Source organism: Sutcliffiella sp. FSL R7-0096 (assembly GCF_038595065.1).
Lineage (GTDB): Bacteria > Bacillota > Bacilli > Bacillales > Bacillaceae_I > Sutcliffiella_A.
Genome location: NZ_CP152003.1, coordinates 2,237,930 through 2,263,595 on the forward strand (window position 1 = coordinate 2,237,930; position 25,666 = coordinate 2,263,595).

The 25,666-nt window shown below is 39.0% G+C and carries 28 protein-coding genes and 1 pseudogene; 21 read left to right on the top strand and 8 right to left on the bottom strand.

What is annotated here, in order from left to right; genetic code table 11:
- The first annotated feature begins 473 nt into the window (after nucleotides 1-473).
- Both MKY77_RS11285 and MKY77_RS11290 read left to right on the top strand, forming a co-directional pair.
- Nucleotides 474-2,222, top strand: coding sequence for an ABC transporter transmembrane domain-containing protein (locus tag MKY77_RS11285; RefSeq protein WP_339145903.1), 1,749 nt, complete (start codon nucleotides 474-476; stop codon nucleotides 2,220-2,222).
- 3 nt (nucleotides 2,223-2,225) lie between these two features.
- Nucleotides 2,226-4,025, top strand: a complete 1,800-nt coding sequence (locus tag MKY77_RS11290) for an ABC transporter transmembrane domain-containing protein (protein ID WP_339145904.1) — start codon at nucleotides 2,226-2,228, stop codon at nucleotides 4,023-4,025.
- A gap of 125 nt (nucleotides 4,026-4,150) precedes the next feature.
- Here MKY77_RS11290 and MKY77_RS11295 read toward each other — a convergent pair whose 3' ends face one another.
- The gene (locus tag MKY77_RS11295; protein WP_339145906.1) at nucleotides 4,151-4,312 is read right to left on the bottom strand and encodes an aspartyl-phosphate phosphatase Spo0E family protein; all 162 of its coding nucleotides are present in this window, start codon (nucleotides 4,310-4,312) and stop codon (nucleotides 4,151-4,153) included.
- 227 nt (nucleotides 4,313-4,539) lie between these two features.
- Between MKY77_RS11295 and MKY77_RS11300 the strand changes: the two genes are divergently transcribed.
- The 3 genes from MKY77_RS11300 to MKY77_RS11310 all read left to right on the top strand — a co-directional run bounded on the left by MKY77_RS11300 (nucleotide 4,540) and on the right by MKY77_RS11310 (nucleotide 6,349).
- A complete protein-coding gene (locus MKY77_RS11300; protein ID WP_339145907.1) occupies nucleotides 4,540-5,250 on the top strand; it encodes a cytochrome c biogenesis protein CcdA in 711 nt (236 codons plus the stop codon).
- A 105-nt stretch (nucleotides 5,251-5,355) separates the two neighbouring features.
- Nucleotides 5,356-5,715 carry a response regulator gene (locus MKY77_RS11305; RefSeq protein ID WP_064101016.1) on the top strand — a complete coding sequence of 120 codons (360 nt, stop codon included), beginning with the start codon at nucleotides 5,356-5,358 and terminating at the stop codon, nucleotides 5,713-5,715.
- Nucleotides 5,716-5,854: 139 nt separating this feature from the next.
- A complete protein-coding gene (locus MKY77_RS11310; protein ID WP_339145908.1) occupies nucleotides 5,855-6,349 on the top strand; it encodes a cytochrome c biogenesis protein CcdC in 495 nt (164 codons plus the stop codon).
- Nucleotides 6,350-6,367: 18 nt separating this feature from the next.
- Here the strand turns inward: MKY77_RS11310 and MKY77_RS11315 are convergent, their stop codons facing one another.
- Nucleotides 6,368-6,793 carry a DUF2621 family protein gene (locus MKY77_RS11315; RefSeq protein WP_339145909.1) on the bottom strand — a complete coding sequence of 142 codons (426 nt, stop codon included), beginning with the start codon at nucleotides 6,791-6,793 and terminating at the stop codon, nucleotides 6,368-6,370.
- A gap of 130 nt (nucleotides 6,794-6,923) precedes the next feature.
- Between MKY77_RS11315 and MKY77_RS11320 the strand changes: the two genes are divergently transcribed.
- The 9 genes from MKY77_RS11320 to MKY77_RS11360 all read left to right on the top strand — a co-directional run bounded on the left by MKY77_RS11320 (nucleotide 6,924) and on the right by MKY77_RS11360 (nucleotide 16,009).
- Nucleotides 6,924-7,715, top strand: a complete 792-nt coding sequence (locus MKY77_RS11320) for an ATP-binding protein (RefSeq protein WP_339145911.1) — start codon at nucleotides 6,924-6,926, stop codon at nucleotides 7,713-7,715.
- Between the two features lie 151 nt (nucleotides 7,716-7,866).
- A complete protein-coding gene (locus MKY77_RS11325; protein ID WP_339145912.1) occupies nucleotides 7,867-8,802 on the top strand; it encodes a MoxR family ATPase in 936 nt (311 codons plus the stop codon).
- Nucleotides 8,803-8,804: 2 nt separating this feature from the next.
- The gene (locus MKY77_RS11330; RefSeq protein ID WP_339145913.1) at nucleotides 8,805-9,977 is read left to right on the top strand and encodes a DUF58 domain-containing protein; all 1,173 of its coding nucleotides are present in this window, start codon (nucleotides 8,805-8,807) and stop codon (nucleotides 9,975-9,977) included.
- Entirely contained in the window at nucleotides 9,970-11,178 is a 1,209-nt protein-coding gene (locus MKY77_RS11335; protein WP_339145914.1) for a hypothetical protein, read from the top strand. Before MKY77_RS11330 ends, MKY77_RS11335 begins: the two co-directional genes overlap by 8 nt.
- A 302-nt stretch (nucleotides 11,179-11,480) precedes the next feature.
- Complete coding sequence (proC, locus tag MKY77_RS11340; protein WP_339145915.1) at nucleotides 11,481-12,323, top strand: pyrroline-5-carboxylate reductase; 843 nt, start codon at nucleotides 11,481-11,483, stop codon at nucleotides 12,321-12,323.
- A gap of 34 nt (nucleotides 12,324-12,357) precedes the next feature.
- Nucleotides 12,358-13,476: a glutamate 5-kinase gene (gene proB, locus MKY77_RS11345; RefSeq protein ID WP_339145916.1), complete on the top strand. Its 1,119-nt coding sequence runs from the start codon at nucleotides 12,358-12,360 to the stop codon at nucleotides 13,474-13,476.
- A gap of 124 nt (nucleotides 13,477-13,600) precedes the next feature.
- The gene (locus tag MKY77_RS11350) at nucleotides 13,601-14,860 is read left to right on the top strand and encodes a glutamate-5-semialdehyde dehydrogenase (protein ID WP_339145918.1); all 1,260 of its coding nucleotides are present in this window, start codon (nucleotides 13,601-13,603) and stop codon (nucleotides 14,858-14,860) included.
- A gap of 122 nt (nucleotides 14,861-14,982) precedes the next feature.
- Nucleotides 14,983-15,474: a hypothetical protein gene (locus MKY77_RS11355; protein ID WP_339145920.1), complete on the top strand. Its 492-nt coding sequence runs from the start codon at nucleotides 14,983-14,985 to the stop codon at nucleotides 15,472-15,474.
- 175 nt (nucleotides 15,475-15,649) lie between these two features.
- Entirely contained in the window at nucleotides 15,650-16,009 is a 360-nt protein-coding gene (locus MKY77_RS11360; RefSeq protein WP_339145922.1) for a hypothetical protein, read from the top strand.
- A gap of 54 nt (nucleotides 16,010-16,063) precedes the next feature.
- Here the strand turns inward: MKY77_RS11360 and MKY77_RS11365 are convergent, their stop codons facing one another.
- Nucleotides 16,064-16,348 carry a DUF2817 domain-containing protein gene (locus MKY77_RS11365; RefSeq protein ID WP_339145924.1) on the bottom strand — a complete coding sequence of 95 codons (285 nt, stop codon included), beginning with the start codon at nucleotides 16,346-16,348 and terminating at the stop codon, nucleotides 16,064-16,066.
- Nucleotides 16,349-16,578: 230 nt separating this feature from the next.
- Here MKY77_RS11365 and MKY77_RS11370 point away from each other — a divergent pair, with 230 nt between their 5' ends.
- Entirely contained in the window at nucleotides 16,579-16,671 is a 93-nt protein-coding gene (locus MKY77_RS11370) for a hypothetical protein (protein WP_339149795.1), read from the top strand.
- Between the two features lie 117 nt (nucleotides 16,672-16,788).
- Here MKY77_RS11370 and MKY77_RS11375 read toward each other — a convergent pair.
- The 5 genes and pseudogenes from MKY77_RS11375 to MKY77_RS11395 form a co-directional block, all read right to left on the bottom strand.
- Nucleotides 16,789-16,956 (bottom strand): annotated as a pseudogene (locus MKY77_RS11375) (SDR family oxidoreductase); the annotation flags it as partial.
- 330 nt (nucleotides 16,957-17,286) lie between these two features.
- The gene (locus MKY77_RS11380) at nucleotides 17,287-17,880 is read right to left on the bottom strand and encodes an NTP transferase domain-containing protein (RefSeq protein ID WP_339145926.1); all 594 of its coding nucleotides are present in this window, start codon (nucleotides 17,878-17,880) and stop codon (nucleotides 17,287-17,289) included.
- A complete protein-coding gene (locus MKY77_RS11385) occupies nucleotides 17,804-18,892 on the bottom strand; it encodes an XdhC family protein (RefSeq protein WP_339145928.1) in 1,089 nt (362 codons plus the stop codon). Before MKY77_RS11385 ends, MKY77_RS11380 begins: the two co-directional genes overlap by 77 nt.
- Nucleotides 18,893-18,928: 36 nt before the next feature.
- The gene (locus tag MKY77_RS11390) at nucleotides 18,929-19,132 is read right to left on the bottom strand and encodes a hypothetical protein (protein WP_339145929.1); all 204 of its coding nucleotides are present in this window, start codon (nucleotides 19,130-19,132) and stop codon (nucleotides 18,929-18,931) included.
- A 4-nt stretch (nucleotides 19,133-19,136) separates the two neighbouring features.
- Nucleotides 19,137-20,054 carry a YIEGIA domain-containing protein gene (locus MKY77_RS11395; protein ID WP_339145930.1) on the bottom strand — a complete coding sequence of 306 codons (918 nt, stop codon included), beginning with the start codon at nucleotides 20,052-20,054 and terminating at the stop codon, nucleotides 19,137-19,139.
- A 207-nt stretch (nucleotides 20,055-20,261) separates the two neighbouring features.
- Here MKY77_RS11395 and MKY77_RS11400 point away from each other — a divergent pair, with 207 nt between their 5' ends.
- The 6 genes from MKY77_RS11400 to iscB all read left to right on the top strand — a co-directional run bounded on the left by MKY77_RS11400 (nucleotide 20,262) and on the right by iscB (nucleotide 25,606).
- The gene (locus MKY77_RS11400) at nucleotides 20,262-22,583 is read left to right on the top strand and encodes a xanthine dehydrogenase family protein molybdopterin-binding subunit (protein ID WP_339145932.1); all 2,322 of its coding nucleotides are present in this window, start codon (nucleotides 20,262-20,264) and stop codon (nucleotides 22,581-22,583) included.
- Nucleotides 22,584-23,432 (top strand): xanthine dehydrogenase family protein subunit M, encoded by an 849-nt coding sequence (locus tag MKY77_RS11405; protein WP_339145933.1) that lies wholly within the window; start codon nucleotides 22,584-22,586, stop codon nucleotides 23,430-23,432.
- Nucleotides 23,419-23,877 (top strand): (2Fe-2S)-binding protein, encoded by a 459-nt coding sequence (locus tag MKY77_RS11410; protein WP_339145934.1) that lies wholly within the window; start codon nucleotides 23,419-23,421, stop codon nucleotides 23,875-23,877. Before MKY77_RS11405 ends, MKY77_RS11410 begins: the two co-directional genes overlap by 14 nt.
- Nucleotides 23,878-23,994: 117 nt before the next feature.
- The gene (locus tag MKY77_RS11415) at nucleotides 23,995-24,270 is read left to right on the top strand and encodes a hypothetical protein (RefSeq protein ID WP_339145935.1); all 276 of its coding nucleotides are present in this window, start codon (nucleotides 23,995-23,997) and stop codon (nucleotides 24,268-24,270) included.
- Between the two features lie 305 nt (nucleotides 24,271-24,575).
- Complete coding sequence (locus MKY77_RS11420; RefSeq protein WP_342515719.1) at nucleotides 24,576-24,722, top strand: hypothetical protein; 147 nt, start codon at nucleotides 24,576-24,578, stop codon at nucleotides 24,720-24,722.
- Nucleotides 24,719-25,606 carry an RNA-guided endonuclease IscB gene (iscB, locus tag MKY77_RS11425; RefSeq protein WP_342515720.1) on the top strand — a complete coding sequence of 296 codons (888 nt, stop codon included), beginning with the start codon at nucleotides 24,719-24,721 and terminating at the stop codon, nucleotides 25,604-25,606. Before MKY77_RS11420 ends, iscB begins: the two co-directional genes overlap by 4 nt.
- The last annotated feature ends 60 nt before the right edge of the window (nucleotides 25,607-25,666 follow it).

A 25,666-nucleotide genomic window follows, 5' to 3' on the forward strand; every position in this document is an offset into this window, starting at 1 on the left:
ATGAGGAAGAAAAGAGGAAACGCGTGAGTAGGGGTTGTATGTCCCGAAACTGAAGACAATAAGCGAATTCGGTCGTCATAGTCCTCGAATGCATCCCGAAACCGAAGTCGTCAAAGAAATCCAGTAGTCATAGAATCGAAGCTGATCCATATCAATAACCCTTAACTATCCCTACAAAAATAAATCCCTATAAAAAAAGTATCTTCCTAAATATTTGAATATTTGCTAAACTGTTATAGTTGAAGACTGCAGTACATACATTTGAAAAGGCTATTTTCGTAAACTTTGGTGTTGGATGTACTTATCAACCAACCGTAATATTTCTTACCCGCATGCTCTTTCCCGGCTGTAAAGAATTAACTACATGCCTGGTTTAGAGTATATAATTGCCGCCTTTTTACTGAGAAATAACAACAATCATTGAGAAAAGAGCTTTTGAAAAAGAATGAGAGAGAAAAATCGGGGGAAAGACCATGAGTATTTTTAAAGACCTTTGGTGGTTTTTTAAACAGGAGCGCAAGTCATATTTACCAGGAGTGCTTCTACTTGCAATAGTCGCATTTCTTGAGCTTATTCCACCCAGAATAGTGGGAATGACGGTTGACCATATTGTGGATGGGACGCTAACCAGAGAGACCATTGTAACATTGATGTTGGTACTCCTTGGTACTGCCATTATCGTCTATATTTTACGCTATATGTGGAGGATCTTGATTTTTGGTCCGGCAGTGAGGCTAGCCAGATTACTCCGCAATAATTTGTATGAGCATTTTACGAAAATGTCCGCAAGTTTCTATCAGCGTCGACGTGTTGGTGACTTGATGGCTCATTCCACCAATGACCTTCAAGCGATCCAACAGACTGCGGGTGCAGGAGTTTTAACACTTGTTGATTCATTAATGACGGGTGGATTCGTTTTAATCGCCATGGCAGCTACAATAAGCTGGAAGCTGACGTTGATATGCCTCATTCCACTTCCTTTCATGGCTCTGGCAACAAATTACTACGGGTCTTTGTTGCACAAAACGTTTCATAAAGCCCAGGCTGCCTTTTCATCGTTAAATGATAAGGTACAGGAAAGTGTGAATGGAATTAAAGTGGTAAAAACTTTCGGGCAAGCAAAAGAGGAAATTGAAGAATTTGAAAAACAAGCAGAAGATGTAGTGAAAAAGAATGTGACGGTAGCTAAAATAGATTCTCTATTTGACCCTACTATCGGGTTGATCATCGGTATTTCCTTCTTTCTTGCCATCGCTTTTGGTTCGAGATATGTCATGATGGGGGAAATGACAATCGGGGAATTGATTGCATTCACTACCTATCTTGGCCTCTTGATCTGGCCGATGCTTGCATTTGGCTGGCTTTTCAATATCGTGGAACGAGGTAGGGCCTCTTATGATCGTGTCTCCGCCCTAATGCGAGAAGAAGTGGATATCATGAATGCTAACGACGCAAGTGAAACAGTCCCTACTGGAGATATTCAATATAATGTTCAAGCCTTTACCTATCCTACAAAAGAGGAAGCCCTTCTTGAAGATATTCATTTTCATTTAAAACAAGGAGAAACATTAGGGATTGTTGGAAAGACTGGTAGCGGTAAAACCACACTGCTGAAAATGCTGATCAGGGAGTATGATGGTATCCAAGGTAATATCTTTGTTGGCTCCAATCCTATAACTAAATATTCCTTGGAAGCGTTAAGAAAAGCAATTGGTTATGTGCCACAAGATCATTTCCTGTTCTCAGCCACAATCGCAGATAACATCGCTTTTGCGGTACCGGAAGCATCGTTTGAAGAGATTATTCAGGCAGCCAAATTGGCAAATATTCATGAGGATATCATCCAATTCACAGACGGTTATCAGACGATGGTGGGGGAGCGCGGTGTTTCCTTATCTGGTGGACAAAAGCAACGTTTGTCCATAGCCAGGGCACTGCTGATGGATCCGGAGATTTTAATTCTCGATGATTCTTTATCTGCAGTGGATGCCAAAACGGAGGAGAGCATCCTGCATGCTTTAAAGGAAAATCGACAGGGCAAGACAACGATTATTACCTCTCATCGTTTAAGTGCCATTCAACATGCACAAACAATCATCGTATTAGAAAATGGCCATATTGTGCAGAAGGGTGCGCATGGACAACTAATGGAAGAAGAAGGATGGTACAGGGAAATGTATCATCGACAAGCATTAGAGTCCCTTGTGGAGCATGGGGGTTAGAAGATGAACAATCAGACAATAACGGCAAAAGAACAAAGGCAGGTCCTTAAGAGACTTTTAGGATATGCCAAACCACATACCAAACAATTTATTTTTGCATTCAGTTTACTCGTCCTCGCCACCATTGGGGAAATAGTAGGTCCCTTGATCATCAAGGTGTTCATTGATGATTATTTAACACCTCAAGTGATGGAAAATGGCCCGATTGTTACACTTGCATCTTTATATATTGGAATTTTAATTGCAAAAGTGATCATAACTTATTTTCAACTTTTGAAATTCCAAGAAATATCATTGAAAATTATACAAGAACTCAGGATAGACATTTTCGCAAAGGTACAGACTCTCGGGTTGAAATTTTTTGATAAAACTCCTGGAGGAAGTATTGTTTCAAGGGTTACCAATGATACCGAAGCGATCAAGGATATGTTTGTGAGTGTCATTTCAACATTTGTTCAAAATGGCGTGTTTCTAATCGGAATATTTATTGCTATGTTCTTGTTGAATGTACAATTGGCCATTTTCTGTTTGCTAATCATCCCCATCATTTTCGCAATCATGGCAACTTACCGCCATTTCAGTTCCAGGTTTTATGCGGATATGCGAGAAAGACTCAGTCAACTTAACGCCAAGCTGAATGAATCTTTGCAAGGGATGGCTATCATTCAAGTATTCCGACAAGAAAGAAGGCTTCGGAAGGAGTTCGCGGATATCAATGAGGCACACTATCAGGCTGGTGTGAAGAATATCAAGCTTGACGGGCTTCTGTTGCGTCCGGCCATCGATTTTGTTTATGTATTATCTTTAATATTAGTGTTGAGTTATTTTGGTATTTCCTCTATAGGGAATGTCATCGAAATTGGAGTACTCTATGCGTTCGTTAATTACTTAGGTAGATTCTTTGAGCCAGTGAATCAAATGATGATGAGGCTTTCCATGTACCAACAGGCCATCGTTTCCGCATCAAGGGTATTTCATCTTCTGGATGAAAAAGAGCTTGCCCCAACAGCAGAAAAATCGCTAAGTTCTCCGGCTATCACAGCTGGTGAGATAGAATTTAAGAATGTGACTTTCTCATACGATGGCAAGCGTGATGTATTAAAAGATATATCTTTCACAGCGAAGCCTGGGGAAACAGTAGCGTTGGTTGGTCACACCGGTAGCGGGAAGAGTTCCATTATCAACCTTTTAATGAGATTCTACCAAATAGAAAAAGGAGAAGTCCTTATTGATGGATTTCCACTAAAGTACTTTGATGATCAGGAGCTTCGTAAAAAGATGGGGCTTGTTCTGCAGGATCCATTTCTTTTTTATGGTACAATCAGCCATAACATCCGGCTTCATGATCCCACCATTTCAAATGATGAAATTATAGCAGCGGCAGAATTCGTGCAGGCAGACTCGTTTATTGAAAACCTGCCAGAACAATATGAACAGCTGGTAGTGGAAAGAGGGGCAACTTTCTCAAGTGGTCAAAGGCAGTTGGTTGCTTTTGCAAGGACCATTGCAACCAAACCTAAGATTCTAGTATTAGATGAGGCCACCGCAAACATAGATACAGAAACAGAAGAAGCAATCCAGACGGCACTTGAGAAAATGAGGAAAGGGCGAACGACGATAGCGATTGCTCATCGACTTTCTACCATACAAGATGCCGATCAAATTCTGGTCCTTCACCAAGGAGAGATTGTGGAGAGAGGAACACATCAGGAATTATTGAATCAAGAAGGTTTATACTACAAGATGTTTCTTCTCCAAAACGGCCATCCTGATAAAGTGGAGGATGCGGTCATTCACCCTTGAAAAGAGTCAACACGGCCTATTTTTAGGCCGTGTATTTTTTATGGTATAAACTCAAAAACAACCCCCTCCTCACCATGAGAAGGGGGTCAGTAAACCAAGCTATAAGCTCACTTTATTCCTATGTATTATTTGGGGACAATTATATGGTTATACTTGTTTAGAAGCGTGTCCAATTCCTGGCTGAGCTTTAGCGTTTTAGAAGAAGACATTCCGTATTTTGCCACAATGTCAATGAGTTCCGTTCGCTTTTTTTCAATTAGATTTAATAGTTCTTGTTTAGTAGCCAAAGTTGAGTATCCTTCCTTCTTCCAATTCGTAACATCATTATACTAGAATTTAGGAGGCAATACAAAGGAAAATTTCAAGTTAATGGGACTTTAATAATTGTCAAACTAGTGAAAAATAACTAGGCAATACTGTCACGGTTTCGTCATAGATTATTATAAAGCGGGGGTATGTTTTCGAACGTTTTCTGTTACTATATTAATTATAATTGAATAGGAGTAGTGATACTATGTCTGCAGATGTTACGCTTTTTTTGGCGTTTGGGGCGGGTTTTTTATCGTTCATCTCCCCTTGTACGCTACCAATTTACCCTGCTTTTCTCTCCTATATAACAGGTGTGTCGGTAGGAGAATTGAAAGACGAAAAGGGTATGTTGCGTAGCAGGAGTATTTTACATACAGTGTTCTTCTTATTGGGCTTTTCCATCATCTTTATCTGGTTAGGATTCAGTGCATCATTCTTGGGGCAATTCTTTGTCCAGTACAATGATTTAATCCGCCAGATTGGAGCCATCCTGATCATCTTTTTTGGACTTGTCATACTTGGGGTATTTCAGCCTAAATTCCTGATGACAGATAAAAAGCTCTCCTTTAAGAATAGACCTACCGGGTACATTGGTACAGTATTGATAGGTATGGCTTTTGCCGCAGGATGGACACCTTGTACAGGTCCGATTCTTGTGTCTGTCATGGCTTTGGCAGCAGCAAATCCAGGATCCGGTGTATTATACATGACTGCTTATGTATTGGGATTTGCAATTCCGTTCTTCATCCTCTCTTTCTTTATTGGAAAATTGTCCTGGATCAGGCGCAATCATGTCTTAATCATGAAAGTCGGAGGATATACCATGATTTTCATGGGTATTCTGTTATTCTTTGATTGGTTGACCAAAATAATAGTGTGGCTGACGGCAATTACCGGAGGATTTACAGGATTTTAAATTGTGTGATATTTTAGTTGATTCTTATGTCTGAAAAGAGTAAAGTTAAAATTGGGAATAAAGGAAATTTAAAACTTTTTTATAGGACATAAGGAGGACTCTGCGGTGGCTAACGTTTTAGTAGTGGATGATGCAAAGTTTATGAGGCTAACAATTGGAAACATTTTAACTAAATCTAACCACACTGTTATCGGTGAAGCAGAGAATGGAAGAGATGCAGTTTCACTCTATCGGGATCATCAGCCTGATCTCGTTACAATGGATATTACCATGCCTGAAATGAACGGAATTGAAGCTGTTCGTGAAATAGTGAAGGATTTTCCGAAAGCGAAAATTATCATGTGCTCAGCAATGGGGCAGCAGCGCTTGATTGTGGAAGCGATTGAAGCAGGTGCAAAAGATTTCATCGTAAAGCCCTTTGATGAAAGCAGGGTTTTGGAAGCAGTTAAAAGAGTCATGGGATAACACAATGAACTATCTTCTCCTTATTTGGGAGGGGGTAGTTTATTTTTATAAGGGGGAAGTTGTAAAAGCCAAGATATGACTTTTAAAATTTCTCTTTTTCGGTATAATAGTAAGAGGTTAAAAGTTGTGAAAACAGAGGATGATTAAAGTGAATACAGTACTATCTACGATTTTCGCAGTATGTATGGCCCTTCTTGTATTGTTTATCAGGATGAAGGCTGCGAAAAAACCTTCTTCAGTGAAAAAAATTGTATTGCCTCCCATTTTCATGAGTACAGGTGCACTGATGTTCCTATTTCCTGAATTCCGAGTTTCCCCGCTACAAGTCTTGGAAGCTTTGACAGTTGGAGCGATCTTTTCGATATTTCTAATTAAAACCTCCAAATTTGAGATGAAAGATAATGACATATACTTAAAGCGTTCGAAGGCATTCGTTTTTATTTTACTTGGACTATTGGCTATAAGGGTTGTTTTGAAGCTTGTTCTGAGCACTCAAATTGATATCGGAGAGTTGACCGGGATGTTTTGGTTGCTTGCTTTCGGCATGATTGTTCCATGGAGAGTTGCAATGTATATCAAATACAAGAAGATAGAGAGTGGAGCCATTCCTCCAACGATAAAAACCTCGGTATAACAAACCGAGGTTTTTTCCTTAGAATAAATGCTGATATGGTGCGCGATCAATATTGAGGTGTTCCAGTTTTTTTATAAGAAACTTATGGTCTCGTTTCGGCGTGGCGAGGATATAGCCGCGAATAACATGTTCTCTCGTTATTTCGTTTGCTTTTTCCCTATATGCTATTTCGCCAATTTTTCCTGCTATCTTCTGTCTAGCGATATCACGAAACAGTTCCGGTACAGGTGAGACGAGCTCCTCTAACAGGAGTTTAAGATCTTCCGGCCACATATGACGGGTTTCTTTCAGATAGAAATCCTGCCAGTCCAATTCCGATTTCCCATCTTCTTTTGGAAGCCGTTTAAGGAATTTGCGAAACATAAAAAATCCACCGATGGCCAATAATCCGACCATTGTGACAACCCAAAATAAAATTAACCATAAAAACCATCCGGTTAACATGTTCTTATCCCTCCGAACTCGTTAACATTCTTGTATTATTATAACCGAAACTATTATAATTGCACTAGTAAATGAAAAATCAGAGAGATTTTCATATAAAAAATGACAAAGTTTTGACGGAGGTGCGACGATGAAAAAGATTGGTGCCGTTATTGGCAGCATGGGAAAAACCGAGGTACTCTCCCAAAGAGTCTGCCCTAAATGTAATAGAGAAGTAAAGCGCGTCCGCATGCAAATTATTGGCGGAGAAAATAAAGGGCAATGGCAAGAATATGAAAATGAATGTGATTGCCGACTGGCGGCTGAAACCATGCAAGCAGAGAAACGCAGAAAGCATAAATACTTTGAGCAATTCTGCATTATTCCGAGAGAACTTGCAGATGCCACTTTGGAAAACTTCAAGGTGGAGTATTCCAGCCAAGGGGAAGCTTTGGCAAGTACAATTGACTTTTTCGACCAGTTTAGCGGAAGAGAAAACCTGTATTATTTTGGCCGGACAGGAAGAGGGAAAACACATTTGGCAGTAGGGTTGTATAAATACTTCAAGGAAAATAATATTACAGCGATGTTTTTTGATGTACCTAAGCTAATGGATACAATTGTTGCCTCTTGGGACAGTGATTCAGGGTATTCAGAAAGCAGGTTCATGAAGGCCATTGCCGAGGTGGATGTACTTATCCTGGATGATCTTGGAGTGGAGAGGGTGAGCGAGTGGGTGGATCAGACCATCTATTCGATTTTGAATCAGCGACAAGGCAAGAGTATTGTTTTTACCTCCAATATTCATCCTGGAGATCTGACTAAGCGTTATGGTGAAAGAATTGCTGACAGAATAAAAAATAAGATGAGTCAAAATCAGTTGATATCGATCGTAACACCTGAAAGTTATCGCACCAAGGATTTGACTATGTTTAAAGACTAGGCTAGTATGCTGTTCACTAGAAAGACTAAATACGAACGCTCCTAAAATGAAATACATTTTAGGGGCGTTTTTTATTAATTGGCTATTTTTGTTAGTGATATAATGGTAGAATAATTCTAAATAGATAGAAAATAATAGGGGGTTATTGATATTGAAGCAGGTACAGCAGTTAAAAAAGGAAATGGCTAATGTAATCATTGGAAAAGACGATGTAGTGGAGTTACTATTCATTTCTTTACTAAACAAAGGGCACGTGTTGCTAGAAAGTGTTCCAGGAACAGGGAAAACTATGCTCGCAAAAAGTTTTGCTAAGACGATGGACGCAAGTTATAAACGGATTCAATTCACTCCCGATGTGCTACCAAGTGATGTAACTGGGATCCAGTTTTTCAACCCAAAGGAACAGAACTTTGAATTGAGACCAGGTCCAATCATGACCAATATCCTCTTAGCGGATGAAATCAATCGTGCCACTCCTAGAACGCAATCGAGTTTACTTGAAGTGATGGAGGAGCGGCAGGTTACCATTGACGGGGAAACATTACCGATACCCGGTCCATTTATGGTACTTGCTACTCAGAATCCGATTGAATCTCAGCAAGGAACTTTCCCATTACCAGAAGCGCAAATGGATCGATTCTTTATTCAGATTGACCTGGGCTACCCATCCATGGAGGAAGAGAAAGAGATCATGAACAAATACCGTTTGGATGAGCCAATCAAACAGATGACTTCTTTCTTTTCCAAAGAAGAAATCCTGGAACTACAGGAACATGTCAAGCAAGTGAAGGTTTCGTCTGTTGTGGAGGACTACATACTTGAAATAGTACATATGAGCAGAAACCATGAAGAAATAGAACTCGGTGTCAGCCCACGTGGGACGTTGGCATTGATGCGGGCGGCACAGGGGGCAGCCTTTGTCCAAGGAAGAGAGTATGTTACACCTGAAGATGTCAAGAAAATGGCCCCTTTTATACTTAGCCATCGACTGGTTCTTACCATGGAAGGGTCGCTCAAAAAGACCAATAAAGAAATTGTTAAAGAAGTGCTGGCAAGGGTTGTTGTGCCTGTGGAGGCGACAATCTAGGAATGAAAAGGTGGAACCAACAAGTTGATAATCTGACCCATCACATTTACTTTCGTACTGTGGCATTTCTTATCATTGCCATCGGTTTACTTACTGGACACCCTATCCTTTTCTTTATGGGAACGATGTATTTTATTTATTTCGTTGTTTCGTATTATTACTTGGATAAGGTGGGGGGAAAGCTTCTTTTTACAATAGTAGAAGAGAAGATTAAGCTTTTTCCGGGAGAATCAGGAACAATCAGACTTAAAATTGCACAACCATCTAGGCTACCAATATTTTTAGGGAAGATACTCTTGGTAGCTGATAATAATATTGATTTTCAGAATGGGGACCGTAGAACAAGGATAAGCCAAATTAAAATACCATTCTCCCTGCTGGGGAGGAGTGAAGTGGTAGTGGAGGTTCCCTTTATTGCGAAAGAACGAGGTGTTGCTAGACTTCACCAAATTGAACTTCAAATTTCTCATTTTCTTGATATTGGAAAGGTGTATCTTCAAAAGAGTGATGTGACAAAATTCGAGGCTCTTGTTTACTCGGAACAATTGAAAGTATCGGGGCTGGAAAGAATTGTACCTAGAAACCAAGGATCCTACCCTACAAGATCTTCCCTCTTTGAGGATGCAAGTGCAATTATTGGTACACGCGACTATGCAAATGGAGATGCATTCAACCGAATACATTGGAAAGCATCTGCCAGGGTTTCCAGTCTCCAAACTAAAGTACATGAAAAAACATCACAGTTCTCCTGGTTAATCGTGTTTGATATTCGTTCAGGGAATCTGGAAGAACGGATAAAGGGTATTACCAACTTAGTTCATCATGCTACAAAACACCATATTCCTTTCTCATTGCTTGTTAATATAAAAAAAGTCGGGACACCAAGTTATTATGAACTTCCTTATGGGGAAGGAAAGAGGCATCTCCAATCAGCATTAACCATCTTAGCTAGGTTGCAGGGGAACAGTGTATCGATTGGGATGCCGACATTTGAAAGAATAACCTATCAACACGCTGCAAACTCACCATATGTGATTTTATGTGGGGAAGAGGAGCGTATGAAAGGATGGCGAATGCCTCCTGCTACCAATGTTTATTGGCTAGATGTCACGGAATCTCATAGCTCATTGAGATTATGGCATTCGGTGATTGGAAAGGAGGCAGCAAATGGCTAAAATTTGGAGAAACAGCATTCATCTATTGATTGAACTAAATATATTCTATTTCTTTATTGTTCTGATGTATTTGGATTCTGGTACACTTCCTTCTTTAATTGGGGTGTTATTACCATACGGAGTTGCTCTTGCCATCTATATCTTGCTAGCGGAGAAATTACCTAGCACATACGTGGGAATTATGTTAATCGCACCTGTGTTAGCTGTTTTCCCATATTTAGCATTTTACAGTTTTGGCCTTTCAATTATAATCGGTTTTTTTATCAGCTTTCGTGCTTTTATGTATTTTATAGAGGAAAGAGCCATATCAACTTTTACGCTATTGATCATCTCGTTTCTTTGGATGCCATTCATCTATAGTGGAGGGGTATTGGTCGACTATCCTCATGGTTTAGTATTAATGGGGCTATTCGGAGGACAATTATTTCTAGTTATTCTCCTATATAGTGGAAATGTGGTTATGAATCTTAAAGGTAATAGTTATATGCAGAAAAGGGTAATCGGAGCATCTGTAACTCTTTTTTCCGGCATTCTCCTTGTCTCAGCTCTATTTGCCACAGTAGGAAAGACTGTGATTTATTTTGTGTTCTCATGGGTTGGGCATGGAGTAAGTTTCGCATTCGATTTGTTGGCAAGGCCCTTCTTCTTTCTTTTAGGGCTTCATGATTGGCAACGTAAAGGTCTAGGTCAGAATGATGAAGGAATAGTTGAAATGGGAGAGAAAAATGAAGAGGAATTGGGCGAATTGGTAAAACAATCGGATAGCATTTTTAATAATCCGGTAGTTATTGCCGTTGGGGTAATCCTCTTCCTTTCCATTCTTTACTTAATGCTTAACAAACAAAAAGTCACAAAAAAACAACGTGAACTTCCAACAGAACAGCAGTTTACTTCCACCATGACAAAGATGGGTAGAGAGTTTTTCAGCGGCAGAAGAAAACAAAAGCCACCCGAAGATGAAGTAAGGAAGCTTATGTTTGATTTGGAGCAATTGGCATTAAAAAAGAATCGTGGCCGTCTTCCGAATGAAACATTGGAGGAATGGTTAAACCGGGAGACCACATTTAAGGAAAGCTTCATGGAGTTGTATGCCAAGGTACGATATGGTGAAATGAAACTCACACCTTCTGAAGTAGAAACCTGCAGGTCCATGGCGGAGGAAATCCGAAAAGTGATGAAGCAATGGAAAAAAGCGAGTTAAATATCATTTACTGAAGTGTATCCATTACTGGGTACACTGTTTTTTGTGGGAAAACCCATTGGAGTGAATGGATTCCTTTACCTTTCCATAATTATCCTCCATCAAATTCGGCCGTATTTCTTCATAATCAGCGATTATCCCGCTTCTGCTGGAATTAAACGTAGGTCAATATTATTGGTAGCGTTTACACTCACTATCTGGCTTTCATACGGACTAATTGCCCCAACACCCTTGATATACATTCTCTACATGTTACGATTATAAACGTTGTTATAAACGAACGGACAGACGGGGGCGATTAGATGTTGAACGAAAAAGTGATTGGATTTATCGGAGCAGGATCGATGGCAGAAGCGATGATTTCAGGCATCGTTGCAAGTGAAATTATCCCTGCAAAAAACGTGGTAGTAAGTAATAGATCAAACATTGACAGATTAATGGAACTTGAGGATAAATACGGTGTTCGTGGTGTTATGAAGCAAGACCTTAATATAAACGAACTAGACATTATTGTACTTGCCATGAAGCCGAAAGATATAGAAATTGCATTAGCTTCATTAAAAGATCAACTAAATTCTTCACAATTATTGCTTTCTGTATTAGCTGGTGTATCTACTAGCTATATGGAAGAGGGGTTAAACCCAGGTCAGCCTGTTATTCGCGTCATGCCGAACACATCAAGCATGATTGGTGAATCGGCAACAGCCATATCAGCAGGGAAGCATGTCGCGATGAATCATATAGTAGATACTAAAGTCATCCTAGAAACAATTGGCAAAGTATACACCATTGAAGAAGAGCAAATGGACGTTTTCACAGGAGTAGCCGGAAGTGGTCCAGCATATTTCTATTATTTAATGGAACATATGGAGAAAACAGCGAAAGAGGCAGGGTTAGATGAAGAGGTAACACGTGATGTCGTTGCTCAAACCATTCTCGGTGCTGCGAAGATGATGCAGACAAATAATGAAGAACCTGCTTCGTTAAGAAAGAAAGTGACTTCTCCAAACGGTACCACGGCAGCAGGACTAGAAGCTTTAAGTGACAATGGTGGTGGAAAAGCCATTTCAGCTGCGATCAAAGGTGCGGCAGAACGTTCGAAAGAGATCAGTGCAGAAAAGGAAAAAGAACTAGTACTACAGTAAGTTTTAAAACTATGTTTATAACAGGAGTGATTGAATGACCCCCGATAATAAGACAAAACGGGTAGTAATAAAAATTGGAAGCAGCTCATTGACAAGTTCTCACGGTGAAATCAGTAGAAGAAAACTAGAAAGGCTTGTTGATGAAGTGGCTCAACTGAAAGACCAAGGCTATGAAGTTTTATTGGTATCTTCAGGAGCAGTGGCAGCTGGATATAGAAAGCTAGGCTGTCTGAATAGACCAACAAGTTTACCGGAAAAACAAGCAGCAGCGTCCATTGGACAAGGCTTGTTGATGGAGGCATATAGCGAACTGCTCTTATCAAACGGTTACGTTGCCTCTCAAATCCTGATTACAAGAGAAGACTTTTCAGATGAAAATCGCTACAATAACGCGCGCAACACCGCGAATGTTCTTTTAGAGCGTGGTATTGTACCGATCGTCAATGAAAATGACACCGTCACGGTAAACAGATTAAAATTTGGTGATAATGATACACTTTCCGCTAAGGTAGCAGGACTTGTGGATGCAGATATGTTGTTAATTTTATCTGATATCGACGGATTGTATGATGCAGATCCGCGCAAGGATCCGGATGCCACTCTATTACGCAAAGTGGAAGAAATCACGCCTGAAATTGAAGCTGCAGCCGGAGACTCAGGTAGCTCTGTCGGTACCGGCGGAATGAAGTCCAAAATTGATGCCGTTAAGATTGCCATGGCATCTGGTATCCCTGCGTTCTTAGGTAAAGCGGGAGTACCAAACATTTTACTACAAGCAGTGGAAAAAGAAGCAACCGGAACGTATTTTGAGTCAAAGGATTCTACAGTAAACTTGAACCACAAAAAGCAATGGATCGCTTTCAACTCAGGTCCAGAGGGAGAAGTAGTACTAGCAGAAGGTGCGGACATTTCCATGCTGGGCAAAAAGAGATTGTTACCGTCTAGCATCAGTAAAGTGAAAGGGTACTTTCAAGAAGGATCCGTCGTGAGAATTCTGGACTTTGAAGGAAACAGAATTGGACTTGGAGTGGTAAACTACTCCTCCGAACAACTAAGAGAGTATGATCAAACCCAAGATAAATATGAAGAAGAAGTTGTGAAAAATGATGACTTAGTATGTCACTTAGAAGCATCCATACCGGTTGGGATATAAAACGTGCGTAGACTCCGACGGGAGATAGCGTTTAGCGGAGACCCCGCAAGCGCCCCGTGGCAAGAGAAGCCAAGTGCGGAAATCACCAGCAGATTGAACGTATAAAAAAACTAGGAGGAATTTGATGTCTTTATTAGTAGAGACAAATGTAGAAACACAAGCAAAAGAAGCGAAGAAAGCGACAAAGGTTGTCAGTCTTTTATCAACAGAAGAAAAGAACAGTATTCTTAAGCATATCGCTAACACCCTAGAAAGCAATGTATCACATATTCTTGAAGCCAATAATAAGGATTTGGACAAAGGACGCGAAAAAGGCTATACAGAAGCATATATGGACCGTCTGGCACTATCTGAAGACCGAATCGCAGATTTTGCAAATGGCCTAAGAGAAGTAGCAGAACTTGAGGATCCTGTTGGAGACATCCTTTCAGATTGGACATTGGAAAATGGCCTTCAAGTGGAAAAAGTCCGCGTACCACTTGGAGTGATCGGCATGATCTATGAAGCACGTCCGAATGTGACAGTTGATGCGACTGGACTAGCATTGAAATCTGGTAATGCGATTGTATTAAAAGGCGGTTCTTCTGCCATCAACTCCAACCAGGCGATTGTAGATGTTATTCATAAAGCGTTAAAGACAACATCTATTCCAGAACAAGCTGTGCAATTTATCGCAAGTACAGATCGTAAAGCAACGCAAGAGCTGTTTACGATGAAGGAGCATATCGATGTATTGATTCCACGTGGAGGAGCATCTTTGATTAATGCAGTCGTAGAAAATGCCACAGTACCAGTCCTCGAGACAGGGGTTGGGAATTGCCACCTTTATATTGATAAAGATGCAGATGTCGAGAAAGCATTATCCATTGTCGTCAATGCCAAAACGGACCGTCCGGCGGTTTGTAATGCAGCAGAGACCTTGATTGTGCATGAGGCTTGGTTCACCGCCAACCAAGATGCGTTAGTCAATATGTTTGAGGAAAGTGGCATTGCGGTTCATGGAGATGACAAAGTTCTTGAAATGATCCCAGGAGCTGTAAAAGCAGGTCTTGAAGATTGGACGAATGAATATTTAAGCTTGGATATTGCAGTAAAAGTGGTAGCTGACCTAGATGAGGCTATCGACCATATTGATGAGTATGGAACGAAACATTCAGAAGCCATCGTTACGGAAAACAAAGAAACTGCGAGTAAATTTTTGAAACTTGTAGATGCAGCTGCTGTTTATCATAATGCATCCACACGTTTCACAGATGGTGGAGCTTTAGGGTTCGGTGCAGAGATTGGGATATCCACTCAAAAACTTCATGCTCGTGGTCCTATGGGGTTACCTGCATTAACAACGGTTAAATTTCAAATGACTGGTAACGGTCAGATTAGATGATCCTTTAATAGGGCTTACCTCAAATACGGGGTAAGTCCTTTTTTATTTTACTACTGAAAAAGAGGGAAGATATGCTAATTGATAGAATTAATGCATATACAGATAGAAAAGGGGTTCATGTTATGGAAAACACAGTAGGAAAAATTCTTCAAATTCTGGGATTTATCGTGGTTGGCGTAGGTGTATTGCTTGCAATAATTTTTGCATCAGAAACAGGTAGTATAGGTATGGCCATATCAGCTTTGTTTACTTCTTTTGTAGGCGGAATGGTTTTGATCGGGATTGCTGAAATTATCCGTTTGCTTGAAAGAGTGGTCCAAAAGGTTAATCCATTTCCAACAGTGGCCCAATCTATTAAGTCAGGAGTAGAGGTCACCAATCAACCAGTAGTGTTAACGGAAGAAAACAAAGAAGAAATAAAAGCATTTCTTCAAAATAATGACATCCAATACGAACGAATTATATCGACCCCTAGAGAGGATTTCTTCATCGTCGTCTTAAAGTACGAAGCCATGTTAATAGAGCTTGGTGGATTTCAGCCAAAGTTGATCAGTAAAGAAAAATGGCCTGGTGATTTGAAGAAATGGTACGAATCCAAGGAAAACAATAGGTGAAGAACATCAATTAAGACCGTGAACCATAACTAACGGTCTTTTTCATTTATAATCGTAAACTCTTTTATCTCTCAACTGTATTTTCGAATAAATAGATGTCAACTAATCTATCAGCCCTATCAAAGTAAAAATAATAGAATATAATGAATTAGTTTTAAAGAAAGGGGGGAAACAGATGGCACAAAAAACATTTAATAACCGCAGTGCAGCCACTTTACAAATGGCTCTCCTTGTGCGTCAAGGAAGCAATCCAGCTAATTTTGCAGGAGAAGTAGTATTCACACTAGCTCCAGGACAGTCAAGAACCATTTTCTACGGAAGTGATGAAGATCCATTCCTGAATGGGATTGTGATGTCGACTAATTTCAATGGAGATATTTACAGTAAAACTCAAATCGTCACAGTAAGAGGAACTCAGTTTGATAATCTATTGAACTTTAATAGCATTATCGACATTTTACCAATCTCTACAGACTATGTAATGTTTGGTCGTAATCCTGAAATGATTATGCAAGATAGAAACATGACCCCATAGAAAAAATGAATGGTAGGACTTGTTCCTATCATTCATTAATTCAATAATTGTGTGCTAGTCAATTATATTACTGTATATCAGGACTCCCTCCATTGCCTGTATGAAGTCTTCTTTTGCCTTGTCACGCCATTTTTGCTCAGAAGGGTAAAACATTTCTCGATAACGCGATTCTAAAATTTCCACTGAGGTATCATTATTACTCCCTTTCTGTATCAGCTGATTCTCCATTATCGTCCTCTTTACTGAATCGATGGAAGACCACAAGCCAGTCCCCATAGTTCCGAATTCGAAAGTAGTGGAATACAATTTTTTAACAGGGGCTATTTCGTCCTTGAGCATTGTGAAGTACTCAGGAACGTCACCATTAGTTACATAGAATTCATCAGAGTCAGGGGTGAAGACAAGCGGATAGTTAAATGTTGGTTAAGAACGGTCAACCACAAGTCATGCTTGTTATTCTAGCATGTTGCCAACACCTAAAAACATTGGCGAAGGGTACTCAAACTCCACTGATTAGGAGGGAATACAAAATGTTTGTATTCGTCTTTAATAAACACGGCGAAGCGCTAATGCCGTGCAAACCAAAAAAAGCACGACTTCTTTTGAAAGAAGAGACAGCAAAAATCATACTTAAACACAAAAAAACCAATTACTACCCCTAAAATTGCCGCAATGATATAGCTGACATTTTAATAATTTTTCATTACATGTGACATAATAGGCGGTCCCGCTGCCACACCGATAAATCATGATGAACTGTAAGCTTCTTTATTTAATTATTATTCATATATCATTTTTCTCGTCATTCCGCCATCCACTGTCAGGTTCTCTCCTGTAACAAAATCGTTCTCGCTGTCTGTAAGATACAAGCATGCCTTCGCTATGTCCGATGGCTTGCCCACTCTTTTGGAAATGCTATTTTCGCATATTTTGTTGCTTTTTCGGAATGTGTAATTTTCCGTACTAAACGTTGCTGTCGTGCTCTTTTCCTGCATTTAAAAGGGGAACTGCATTCTATTTTCAGAGCAGAAAGGAGGTGAAAAGTCCAAATGCCGACTTTTTACTAGCTTTTAGCTGCAATCTTTACGAAAAGAGCCTTAAAGTTTAACAGAAGCTGCAGCTCGAAAGGTTTGCAGAGAAAAACGGGGCTTACAGTTCATAATCTTGTCTAGATAGTTTGAAGACACTTAAATGTTTTGCTGTTAGCTAATTGTTTTTTTTAGGCGAGCCTGCCGACATTTTTGATTCAGCACCATTTATTTTCTAATATACACATGCTATTGAAAATACCTATATTGGGTGGGCGTGTCGATATCTTGAAAACTTTTTCCTTCATTAAATTCAACCGTCAACCCTTTACTATTATTTTTTAGGATACTGCGTGCACCTTCGTCTCCATTTAATTGATATAGTGCAGGAAAAAGTGTGGAATTAAATAGAACAGGGGGACATAGTACTCCATTAGAAGATGAAGCAACGTAATTGGGCTTTTCTTTTTTGTATAGAGAAATAATATGGTCTATTATCTCTCTCGTAACAAACGGCTGATCTGCAAGTATTATCATGACTGCCTCGGCCTGCATTTTCTGTGCAGTTTTTAATCCACATTTTAATGATTCAGCCTGACCCTGTGCTGATTCTTTACACCTTGTATGTATCCAATTTTTTTTAAAATGTTCAAGAAAAAAGTAGGAGGGCAGCCATGAGAGAGAGTCATGTTCATTTGTAACAACAACAATACTATCTAAACTTGATGAAATAGCAGTTTCTAAAGCAATACTTCCAAGTGGTCTATCACCCAAAGGAAGAGAAAGTTTTGGACACCCCATTCTTTTGCTCTGACCTGCTGCTAGGTATATTCCGAAAATCATTGTGATTCCTCTTTCTAAGAGTTTTGATTAAGTCCGCAAGAATGCTAATAGCTATTTCCTCAGGTCCTTCAGCACCAATTGGGAGGCCTACAGGGGAGTGGAGGAAATCAGGGATATCCTGCCCCTCTAAAAGGCGCAATGTTCGTTTTCTTGGACCCAGCACACCTAAATATTGTATTTTTTTCGTTATAGCTGTTTGAAGAATCTCTTGATCTTTTTGAAAATTGTGCGTCATAATAATAACGAAATCGTCTGGAGAAAAAGAAAAATCTCTTAAAAATGTACTTGGAAATTCTAAACTTATTTCATCAGCATCTGGGAAATAAGTTCTGCTGCAGAATGCTGGGCGCCAATCGTTAATAATGGTATGAAATCCATTTTTCGCTGCTAAGTTAACAAGCGGCCTTACATCTTGTGTTGCCCCAAATATAATAAGACGCGGTTTCGGGTTAAATACTTGGAAAAAATATCTGTCTTTCATATTCTCTATATAACCAGTTTCTTTTTTATGTTCAGAAAATAAGTTCTTTAGCTGAGGGAGGATTTCTCCATTCCATTCCCCAAAGCAGTCCTCTTTTTGTGTAAGGAAAATATAGTCTAAAACCGTCCCATAGTTTGATAACCTTTTTACATGAAGTATAGGCATTCTTTGGTTTAAGTAGTTTTGAACCCTATTAAGATGTTTTTCGAGCTGAGCATCTACTTTCTCCAAGAGGACGGAGATAGTTCCATTACATCCGCTGCCCGTTCCCCAGATCAAGTCGTTCTTTGATTTCATATCGTATACAATGGTGCGGGAGGAATTTGTATTTAGTACGTCAGCGGCATTTGCTGCTAAATCATTTTCAAAACAACCTCCGCTTAAAAGCCCTGTCTGGGTGCCATCCTCCATCATCATCATCATAGCTCCTTCCTTTCGATAAGAGGAGCCCTCGACATTTATTATAGTAGATAACACTTTTCTTTGTGCGGAATCCTGAAGTGAATTCAATATATGGAAAAAGTCATTCATTTTTTTCATCTCCCATGGACACTAGTCAGTTTGAAATTAATTTTTTTTAATAACTACGTGATCTCCATTTGGGAGCTGAAGAATATTTGCTAAAAATGCCTCAGCAATAGAAGTGGAAATCGATTCCAATTCTTTTTCATCTTTTGCTAACAAAGAGAGAGGCGAACCGCCTAAGTACCGGTTTTTATCAATAGATATATATGCCAGTATTCCTTCTGATTGTCCTTCATCTTTTCCCATTAATTTATCCTCCTGTTTTTTTATTCAATAAGCTGGGATTTTTTTTCACCGTCTCTAATAAAGGAGTAAGTAAAATGGTTTCTTTAAGAAGATCAAAGTTATTGATAATAGGGACTATTGCTATAATGATTTTTCCATCTGTCGGGTTTTGAACACTATAGATCTTCTTCTGGCCGAGTCTTCGTGCAGATTCAAATAATATAGCCTGACGTTGTCCGCCATTTAAAAGAGGAATTTGAAAGTGATCATGATTGGGATGAATAATGGCAGCAAGACCTTCCTCGGCAAACCACTTTTTCGCTTCCCCTTTTCCCATTAAATTGGAGACAAACATACCATCTACGTATAATTCAGAACCCTTTATTTCAATTTTCCCCTCCGTTACTTTGGCTATATCTCTCACTTTTTTCCGTGCGGTTAAATACTTTAATAAATAGAATAAGATAAGCCCAATTAAAGAACCACTTACGACTTCGATCCAGGCAGAAACATCGAAAAGCTCTTGTAATAGTTGAATCGTGAGAGCAGCAGCAAAGGAAACGAGTAATGAGATATAGTTGCGCGCTTCAAATATTTTGGATATTCCGTCTATGTATGCATCACCTCGTTTTGCAAATTCCTCTCCTTCAAGATCCAAAAGACTTTCTCTTTCTACCTTTCGAACATCACGAAATTGTTGTATTGCTAAGCCAAGAAACGTAACTGCAGTAAAATTCTTTGTCATTAATGCTGGAATGATAAACGCACCAAATGCAGCAGCAAGTCCTCCTGTAACAATATGTATTAAATAGCCGTTTGGATAATTAGGGTACTGTCTGTAATCTAAAATTATGTACAAAATTCGTGCTAAAGTTCCTATTGCAGTCGCTGTTATAATAAGGACTAACATTTCAGGGGTTATGACGTCGTTGTTATTTGGCATTATCGAAGAACTCCTTACAAAGCAATTTGATAATAGGGTTTGTCGGATGAGAATTTTTATACGAAATTTAATTTTTTTCCATGTAAGGTATATTTTCCTTATTTTAACGAATGAAGCAAGTCACTAAAAACAATACTAAATTAATAATTAATCTTTTCTTAGGAACACTAAGATTTAGCAATATGTTAATAAAGGTGGCATTAATTGATGAGTTCGAGTATTGGAAAAAGCATTTATCGTAAAGAAGCACTGGAAAAGGTTACCGGAGCAGCAAAATATACAGATGATTATTCAACTACAGGGATGTTACATATTAAGCTAGTAGTTAGTTCGTATGCCCATGCTAAAATTAAATATATCGATACAACTAAGGCGCAAAAAGCACCCGGCGTTCGAGCGATACTTATTGGACAGCCGTTTCCACTGGCTGGAGAAGAAATTAGAGATCGGCCTCCTATTGCTTTTGAAAAAGTTCGGTATCATGGGGAACCAGTAGCTGCTGTCATAGCTGATAGTCCCGTTCAAGCCAAAAAAGCAGCGGAATTAATTGAAGTTTCGTATGAACCTCTGCCAGCTGTGAATTCTCCTAAGGAAGCGCTCCTTCCGGGTGCCACGTTAATCCATGAAAATCTGACAGGTTACCAAAGAATCCAACATGTCTATCCAGAGCCGAATACTAACATTGCAGACCGTACAAAAATACGAAAAGGGAATATATCACAAGGATGGAAAGAGAGCAGTGTAAGTGTAGAGGCGAGCTTTTCCTTTTCTCCTTCTGACCATATTGCTATGGAAACAAGATGTGTCATAGCGGAGATTCGACCAGATGGATGTGTGTTGATTTCTACTTCATCTCAAGCCCCCTTTAGGGTAAAAAAACTGATTAGCGAGTATTTTAATTTAGATATAGGTAAAGTTATTGTGACTACTCCTCTGGTTGGGGGAGGGTATGGCGGAAAAGTTGCAGTCCAACTGGAACTTATTGCATATATGGCAACACTAGCGGTAGGCGGCAGACCAGTCAAACTTGTCAATACACGGGAAGAAGACATGATTACATCACCGATACATATTGGCCTTGATGCGAGTATTAAGCTTGGTTCGACTGAGGATGGGAAAATAACCGCTGCAGAAATATTGTATATGTTTGATTGTGGGGCATATTCCGATAAAGGAACTACGATTAGCCGGGCTGCAGCTGTAACTTGTACTGGACCCTATCATATTGAAAATATTTGGTGTGATTCCCTTTGTGTTTATACAAATCATCCTTACGCAACAGCTTACAGAGGTTTTAGTCATTCTGAGCTATTATTTGTTTTTGAGCGAGCTATGGATATGCTTGCTCAAAAACTTGGAATAGACCCTTTAGAGTTAAGAATGAAAAATGCAATTATGCCCGGTCATACAACGGCAACACAAATATATCTTAATCAAAGTACGATTGGAAATTTACCTAATTGCATCGAACGCTTAAAACAACTGATGAACTGGAAAGAAGGACAAATTACCCAAGTAAGCAAGCGGAAAATCAGAGTAAAAGGAGTCAGCTGTATATGGAAGACATCGACCATTGATACTGGAGCAAGCTCAGGTGTATTGTTGACATTTAATGAAGATGGAAGTGTGAATATAATTTCAGGTGTTGTTGAAATAGGGACGGGCACAAAAACGGTATTAGCTCAGTTATTATCGGAAAAACTTAAACTGGACATTAATAAAATTCATGTAAAGATGGAAGTTGATACACAAACAACACCAGAGCATTGGAAAACGGTTGCTAGCCGCAGTACCTTAATGGCAGGAAGAGCGTTATTGAATGCTGCAGATGACGTAATTAAGCAATTAAAAGATGTCTCCTCAAGAGTGCTTATGTGTTCTCCTGAAGATTTAGAAGTAGGAAACGAAATGGTCTATGTCCGTGATGAGCCGGATATATTTATTCATGTCAAAGATGTTTGCTATGGATATAAATATCCAAGCGGGTATTCTATTGGAGGGCAGATAATTGGAAAAGGTCAATATACGTTAAGACATTTAACTCATATCAATCCTGAAACTGGTGCTGGAAAACCTGGACCAGAATATTCAGTAGGTGCACAAGGAGTAGAGGTAGAGTTTGATACAAGAGATTATACATATAAAGTGTTGAAAGCATACTCTGTCATCGATGTAGGGAAAGTACTAAATACTAAAGCAGCACATAGTCAAGTGATGGGTGCTATGAGCATGGGTTTAAATTTTGGCAGCAGTGAAACGTTCGTATTTAGTAAAGAGGGTAAAGTTCTTAATCCCCGGCTACGTACATATTTACCGTTTCGATATGGTGATCATCCGGAATATATCGTTCATTTTCTAGAAACACCTCATATCGATGGTCCTTTTGGAGCAAGAGGTTTAGGGGAACAAGGATTAATTGGCATGCCCGCAGCACTTGCTAACAGTCTATCGACTGCAGCTGGAGTAAATCTAAATAAACTGCCGCTTACTCCCGAATTAATCTGGAAGGAAAAGAAGATGGTGGATTAAATGATCTCGTATGATTTTGAATATTACAAACCAACATCTATTGAAGAAGCGACTCAATTATTTCAATCATTGGATGAGCAAGGAAAAGAACCCATTTATTTTTCAGGTGGTACAGAAGTGATCACACTTGGAAGAGATAATAAAATTACTACTGGTGCTGTCATTGACATTAAGGCGATTCCAGAGTGCCTTGTAATAAAAAAGGAAAAAAATAAGCTTATTTTAGGAGCTGCACAAACATTAACGAAAATTCGCGAATTGCAATTATTTCCTTTATTAAGCAAGGCAATTATTGAAATTGCAGATCATACTGCCCGAAATAAAATTACATTGGGCGGAAATATATGTGGAAACATTATTTACAGAGAAACGGTGTTACCGCTTTTACTAACCAATAGTAAAGTAGTGATAGCGAGTCATACAGGCTTAAAACGGCTGCCGATAAATGGAATATTTAATCAGACACTTAAATTAGAAAAAGGAGAATTACTAATTCAAGTAATTACAGAGCAAAGTGAAATTGATTTGCCCTTTCGTATAGTAAAAAAACGAAGACAATGGGATGTTGGATATCCGCTGTTAACAATTGCTGCTCTAAAAAAGAAGGAACAAATAAAATTGGCATTTAGCGGATTATGTTCATTCCCTTTTCGAGAAAAGAAAATAGAAGAAAGTATAAACAATCTTCATTTATCCAAGGAAGCAAGAATAGAAGATGCAATAAAACATGTACCAATACCTATATTAGATGATGTCCACGGATCTGCTGAATACCGATTGTTTGTTTTAAAAAATTCTTTAAGTGACTTATTGGATGCATTGGAAGGAGAAAAAAATGACCAAAGCTGAAATATCGCTGACTATAAATGGCGAGGAGCGTACGGTGTATGTGCGATATGCGGATACATTATTGTCTGTTCTTCGGGAGAAGCTTGATTTAACAGGAGCAAAACCAGGTTGTTTAAACGGTGATTGTGGTGCTTGTACGATTGATGTAGAAGGAGAATCGATGAAGTCATGTTTAATGCTTGCTGTAGAAGCAGTTAATAAAAAAGTAACAACCGTGGAAGGACTTCAAAACACTCCGATTCAATTACAGTTTGTTGAAAAATTCGCTTTTCAGTGTGGATATTGCACACCAGGATTCATTATGAATTGTCACACATTAATTCAAAAGCATCCGAACGCAGATAATCTGGTTATTAAGGATTATTTAGAATCGAATATTTGCCGTTGTACAGGATATAAAGAAATTGAAGAAGCAATTAAGTCCGTATTATCTAATTCCCCCTAAATGCTGAATGGTGCATCGATGTTCTAGTTAGTAAAAATTAATAAATTGTATATATGTAAGCGATCGTTGACATACTAAAAAGTATTTTCAAAAACGTTTTTTTAGGAGGAATTACCTATGCAGCAAAACCAACAAGCACAGCAAGCAGCTCAACAAGCACAGCAAGCCATCAAACAGGCACAACAGTCTATTCAACAAGCGACACAACAAGCTAATCCTCAAGCTATTCAACAAGCTCAACAGCAGCTGCAGCAAGCTACTCAACAATTGCAACAAGCTCAAAGTAGTGCTCAACCAGCACAACAGCATCAATTCCAGCAGGTTCAACAGCAACTAACGCAGGCTACCCAACTACTGCAACAAGCCCAACAACTACAGAATCAACAACAATAGATTTCATCTAAATCAAAGGGGTGATATCATAGCATATTAAACGGTGGTGTCACCCTTTTTTAATTTTTGAAGCAAAAAAGAGAGTTGGATCCTGTAAAAAAGAATGTATAGCCAACAATAGAGTTTATGATTAATATTCGATTTTTCTTCCTTCTATCGTGAAGATCTGCCTGGATATCTTTTAAGAACGATTAACTTATAAATAATTCGACGGAAAAGCAAAACCTCCTGCCGGTGTCTGACCCCGGCAGGAGGTTTTTTTCTTATTTCACCTGGAAACTAAAAAAAGGATAATTTCCTGTATAATGAAATTAACTTTAAAAAAAGAAGGTTGTTTTAAGATGCTGGATATACTTTTGTTTATTTTCTTGATTGTCCCCCTTGTGCACTTTATTCATGAAAGCGGGCATGTTTTTATGGCTAGAATCTATGGTGTGAAAGGAACCATGTGATTGGGGCTGGTCCTAAACTAGGGGATCTAACTATTTTGGGTGCGGGTATCCGCTTAAATATGGTTCCATTTTTAGGTGCTCATTCCACCAGTAGTGATGCCGGTCAGCTTACCTATGACAAAATCGCCTGGATATCATCAGGAGGACCCATCTTTAACATTTTATCCATCGTAAACTATCAACCATTTAGAATTCAGCTTCTATACGGAAGCTATGAATACAAACAAGAAGTAAAAATCGGAGTCGATTTAGGGGCAAAACACATTGGAATCGCCATTCAAAGCCAAAATCAGGTGTTAGCCAAAGGTGAAATCGAATTACGAGATGATATAAAAGCAAACTTAGAATCTCGTAAAACCTATCGAAAAAGTAGATGCAATCGAAAGACTCGATACCGAAAAGCTCGGTTTCTAAATCGTACTTCTTCTAAGAAAGAAGGATGGTTGCCTCCTTCTATTCGAAACAAAATCGATCATACTTTTCGCTGGATCGTTCGCTTTTCGAGTCTATTACCAAACCCCAAACTAATAATTGAAGTAGGTAAATTCAATGTTCAAAAAATGATCAATCCTGCTATACAGGGTATAGAATATCAACAAGGTGATTTATTCAGCTATCATGACGTTCGCTATTTTGTATTTACGAGAGATAACTACACCTGTCAAGTGTGTAAAAAGAAAGGGAAAATCCTGAACACACACCACATTGTTTATCGTAGTCACGGTGGAACAGATAGAGCTAATAACTTAATTTCTGCTTGTACCGATTGTCATACACATGAAAATCATATTTTTACGGACCAACAGGCTATTGAAGTTTGGAAGCAACTTTCTAGTGAATACTTTGAGAAGTTCTTAACAAATGAGTTGTCATTTCAAGAATAAAAAAGAGCCCGAATGATTGAGCTTTTTAAAAAGGTTGAAATTAAACTAACAAATGAAGAG

What these genes read in the sequence shown, in the direction of transcription:
- MKY77_RS11415 (WP_339145935.1), top strand. Translation starts at nt 23,995, where the DNA reads ATGCAGCAAAACCAACAAGCACAGCAAGCAGCTCAACAAGCACAGCAA.
- MKY77_RS11395 (WP_339145930.1), bottom strand. Translation starts at nt 20,054, where the DNA reads ATGCCAAATAACAACGACGTCATAACCCCTGAAATGTTAGTCCTTATT.
- MKY77_RS11385 (WP_339145928.1), bottom strand. Translation starts at nt 18,892, where the DNA reads ATGAATGACTTTTTCCATATATTGAATTCACTTCAGGATTCCGCACAA.
- proC (WP_339145915.1), top strand. Translation starts at nt 11,481, where the DNA reads ATGTTGAACGAAAAAGTGATTGGATTTATCGGAGCAGGATCGATGGCA.
- MKY77_RS11400 (WP_339145932.1), top strand. Translation starts at nt 20,262, where the DNA reads ATGAGTTCGAGTATTGGAAAAAGCATTTATCGTAAAGAAGCACTGGAA.
- MKY77_RS11315 (WP_339145909.1), bottom strand. Translation starts at nt 6,793, where the DNA reads ATGTTAACCGGATGGTTTTTATGGTTAATTTTATTTTGGGTTGTCACA.
- MKY77_RS11290 (WP_339145904.1), top strand. Translation starts at nt 2,226, where the DNA reads ATGAACAATCAGACAATAACGGCAAAAGAACAAAGGCAGGTCCTTAAG.
- MKY77_RS11410 (WP_339145934.1), top strand. Translation starts at nt 23,419, where the DNA reads ATGACCAAAGCTGAAATATCGCTGACTATAAATGGCGAGGAGCGTACG.
- MKY77_RS11350 (WP_339145918.1), top strand. Translation starts at nt 13,601, where the DNA reads ATGTCTTTATTAGTAGAGACAAATGTAGAAACACAAGCAAAAGAAGCG.
- MKY77_RS11330 (WP_339145913.1), top strand. Translation starts at nt 8,805, where the DNA reads ATGAAAAGGTGGAACCAACAAGTTGATAATCTGACCCATCACATTTAC.
- MKY77_RS11420 (WP_342515719.1), top strand. Translation starts at nt 24,576, where the DNA reads ATGAAATTAACTTTAAAAAAAGAAGGTTGTTTTAAGATGCTGGATATA.
- MKY77_RS11335 (WP_339145914.1), top strand. Translation starts at nt 9,970, where the DNA reads ATGGCTAAAATTTGGAGAAACAGCATTCATCTATTGATTGAACTAAAT.
- MKY77_RS11300 (WP_339145907.1), top strand. Translation starts at nt 4,540, where the DNA reads ATGTCTGCAGATGTTACGCTTTTTTTGGCGTTTGGGGCGGGTTTTTTA.
- MKY77_RS11355 (WP_339145920.1), top strand. Translation starts at nt 14,983, where the DNA reads ATGGAAAACACAGTAGGAAAAATTCTTCAAATTCTGGGATTTATCGTG.
- MKY77_RS11380 (WP_339145926.1), bottom strand. Translation starts at nt 17,880, where the DNA reads ATGATTTTCGGAATATACCTAGCAGCAGGTCAGAGCAAAAGAATGGGG.
- MKY77_RS11310 (WP_339145908.1), top strand. Translation starts at nt 5,855, where the DNA reads ATGATTAAAGTGAATACAGTACTATCTACGATTTTCGCAGTATGTATG.
- MKY77_RS11285 (WP_339145903.1), top strand. Translation starts at nt 474, where the DNA reads ATGAGTATTTTTAAAGACCTTTGGTGGTTTTTTAAACAGGAGCGCAAG.
- MKY77_RS11370 (WP_339149795.1), top strand. Translation starts at nt 16,579, where the DNA reads ATGCCGTGCAAACCAAAAAAAGCACGACTTCTTTTGAAAGAAGAGACA.
- MKY77_RS11320 (WP_339145911.1), top strand. Translation starts at nt 6,924, where the DNA reads ATGAAAAAGATTGGTGCCGTTATTGGCAGCATGGGAAAAACCGAGGTA.
- MKY77_RS11390 (WP_339145929.1), bottom strand. Translation starts at nt 19,132, where the DNA reads ATGGGAAAAGATGAAGGACAATCAGAAGGAATACTGGCATATATATCT.
- proB (WP_339145916.1), top strand. Translation starts at nt 12,358, where the DNA reads ATGACCCCCGATAATAAGACAAAACGGGTAGTAATAAAAATTGGAAGC.
- MKY77_RS11365 (WP_339145924.1), bottom strand. Translation starts at nt 16,348, where the DNA reads ATGCTCAAGGACGAAATAGCCCCTGTTAAAAAATTGTATTCCACTACT.
- MKY77_RS11360 (WP_339145922.1), top strand. Translation starts at nt 15,650, where the DNA reads ATGGCACAAAAAACATTTAATAACCGCAGTGCAGCCACTTTACAAATG.
- MKY77_RS11405 (WP_339145933.1), top strand. Translation starts at nt 22,584, where the DNA reads ATGATCTCGTATGATTTTGAATATTACAAACCAACATCTATTGAAGAA.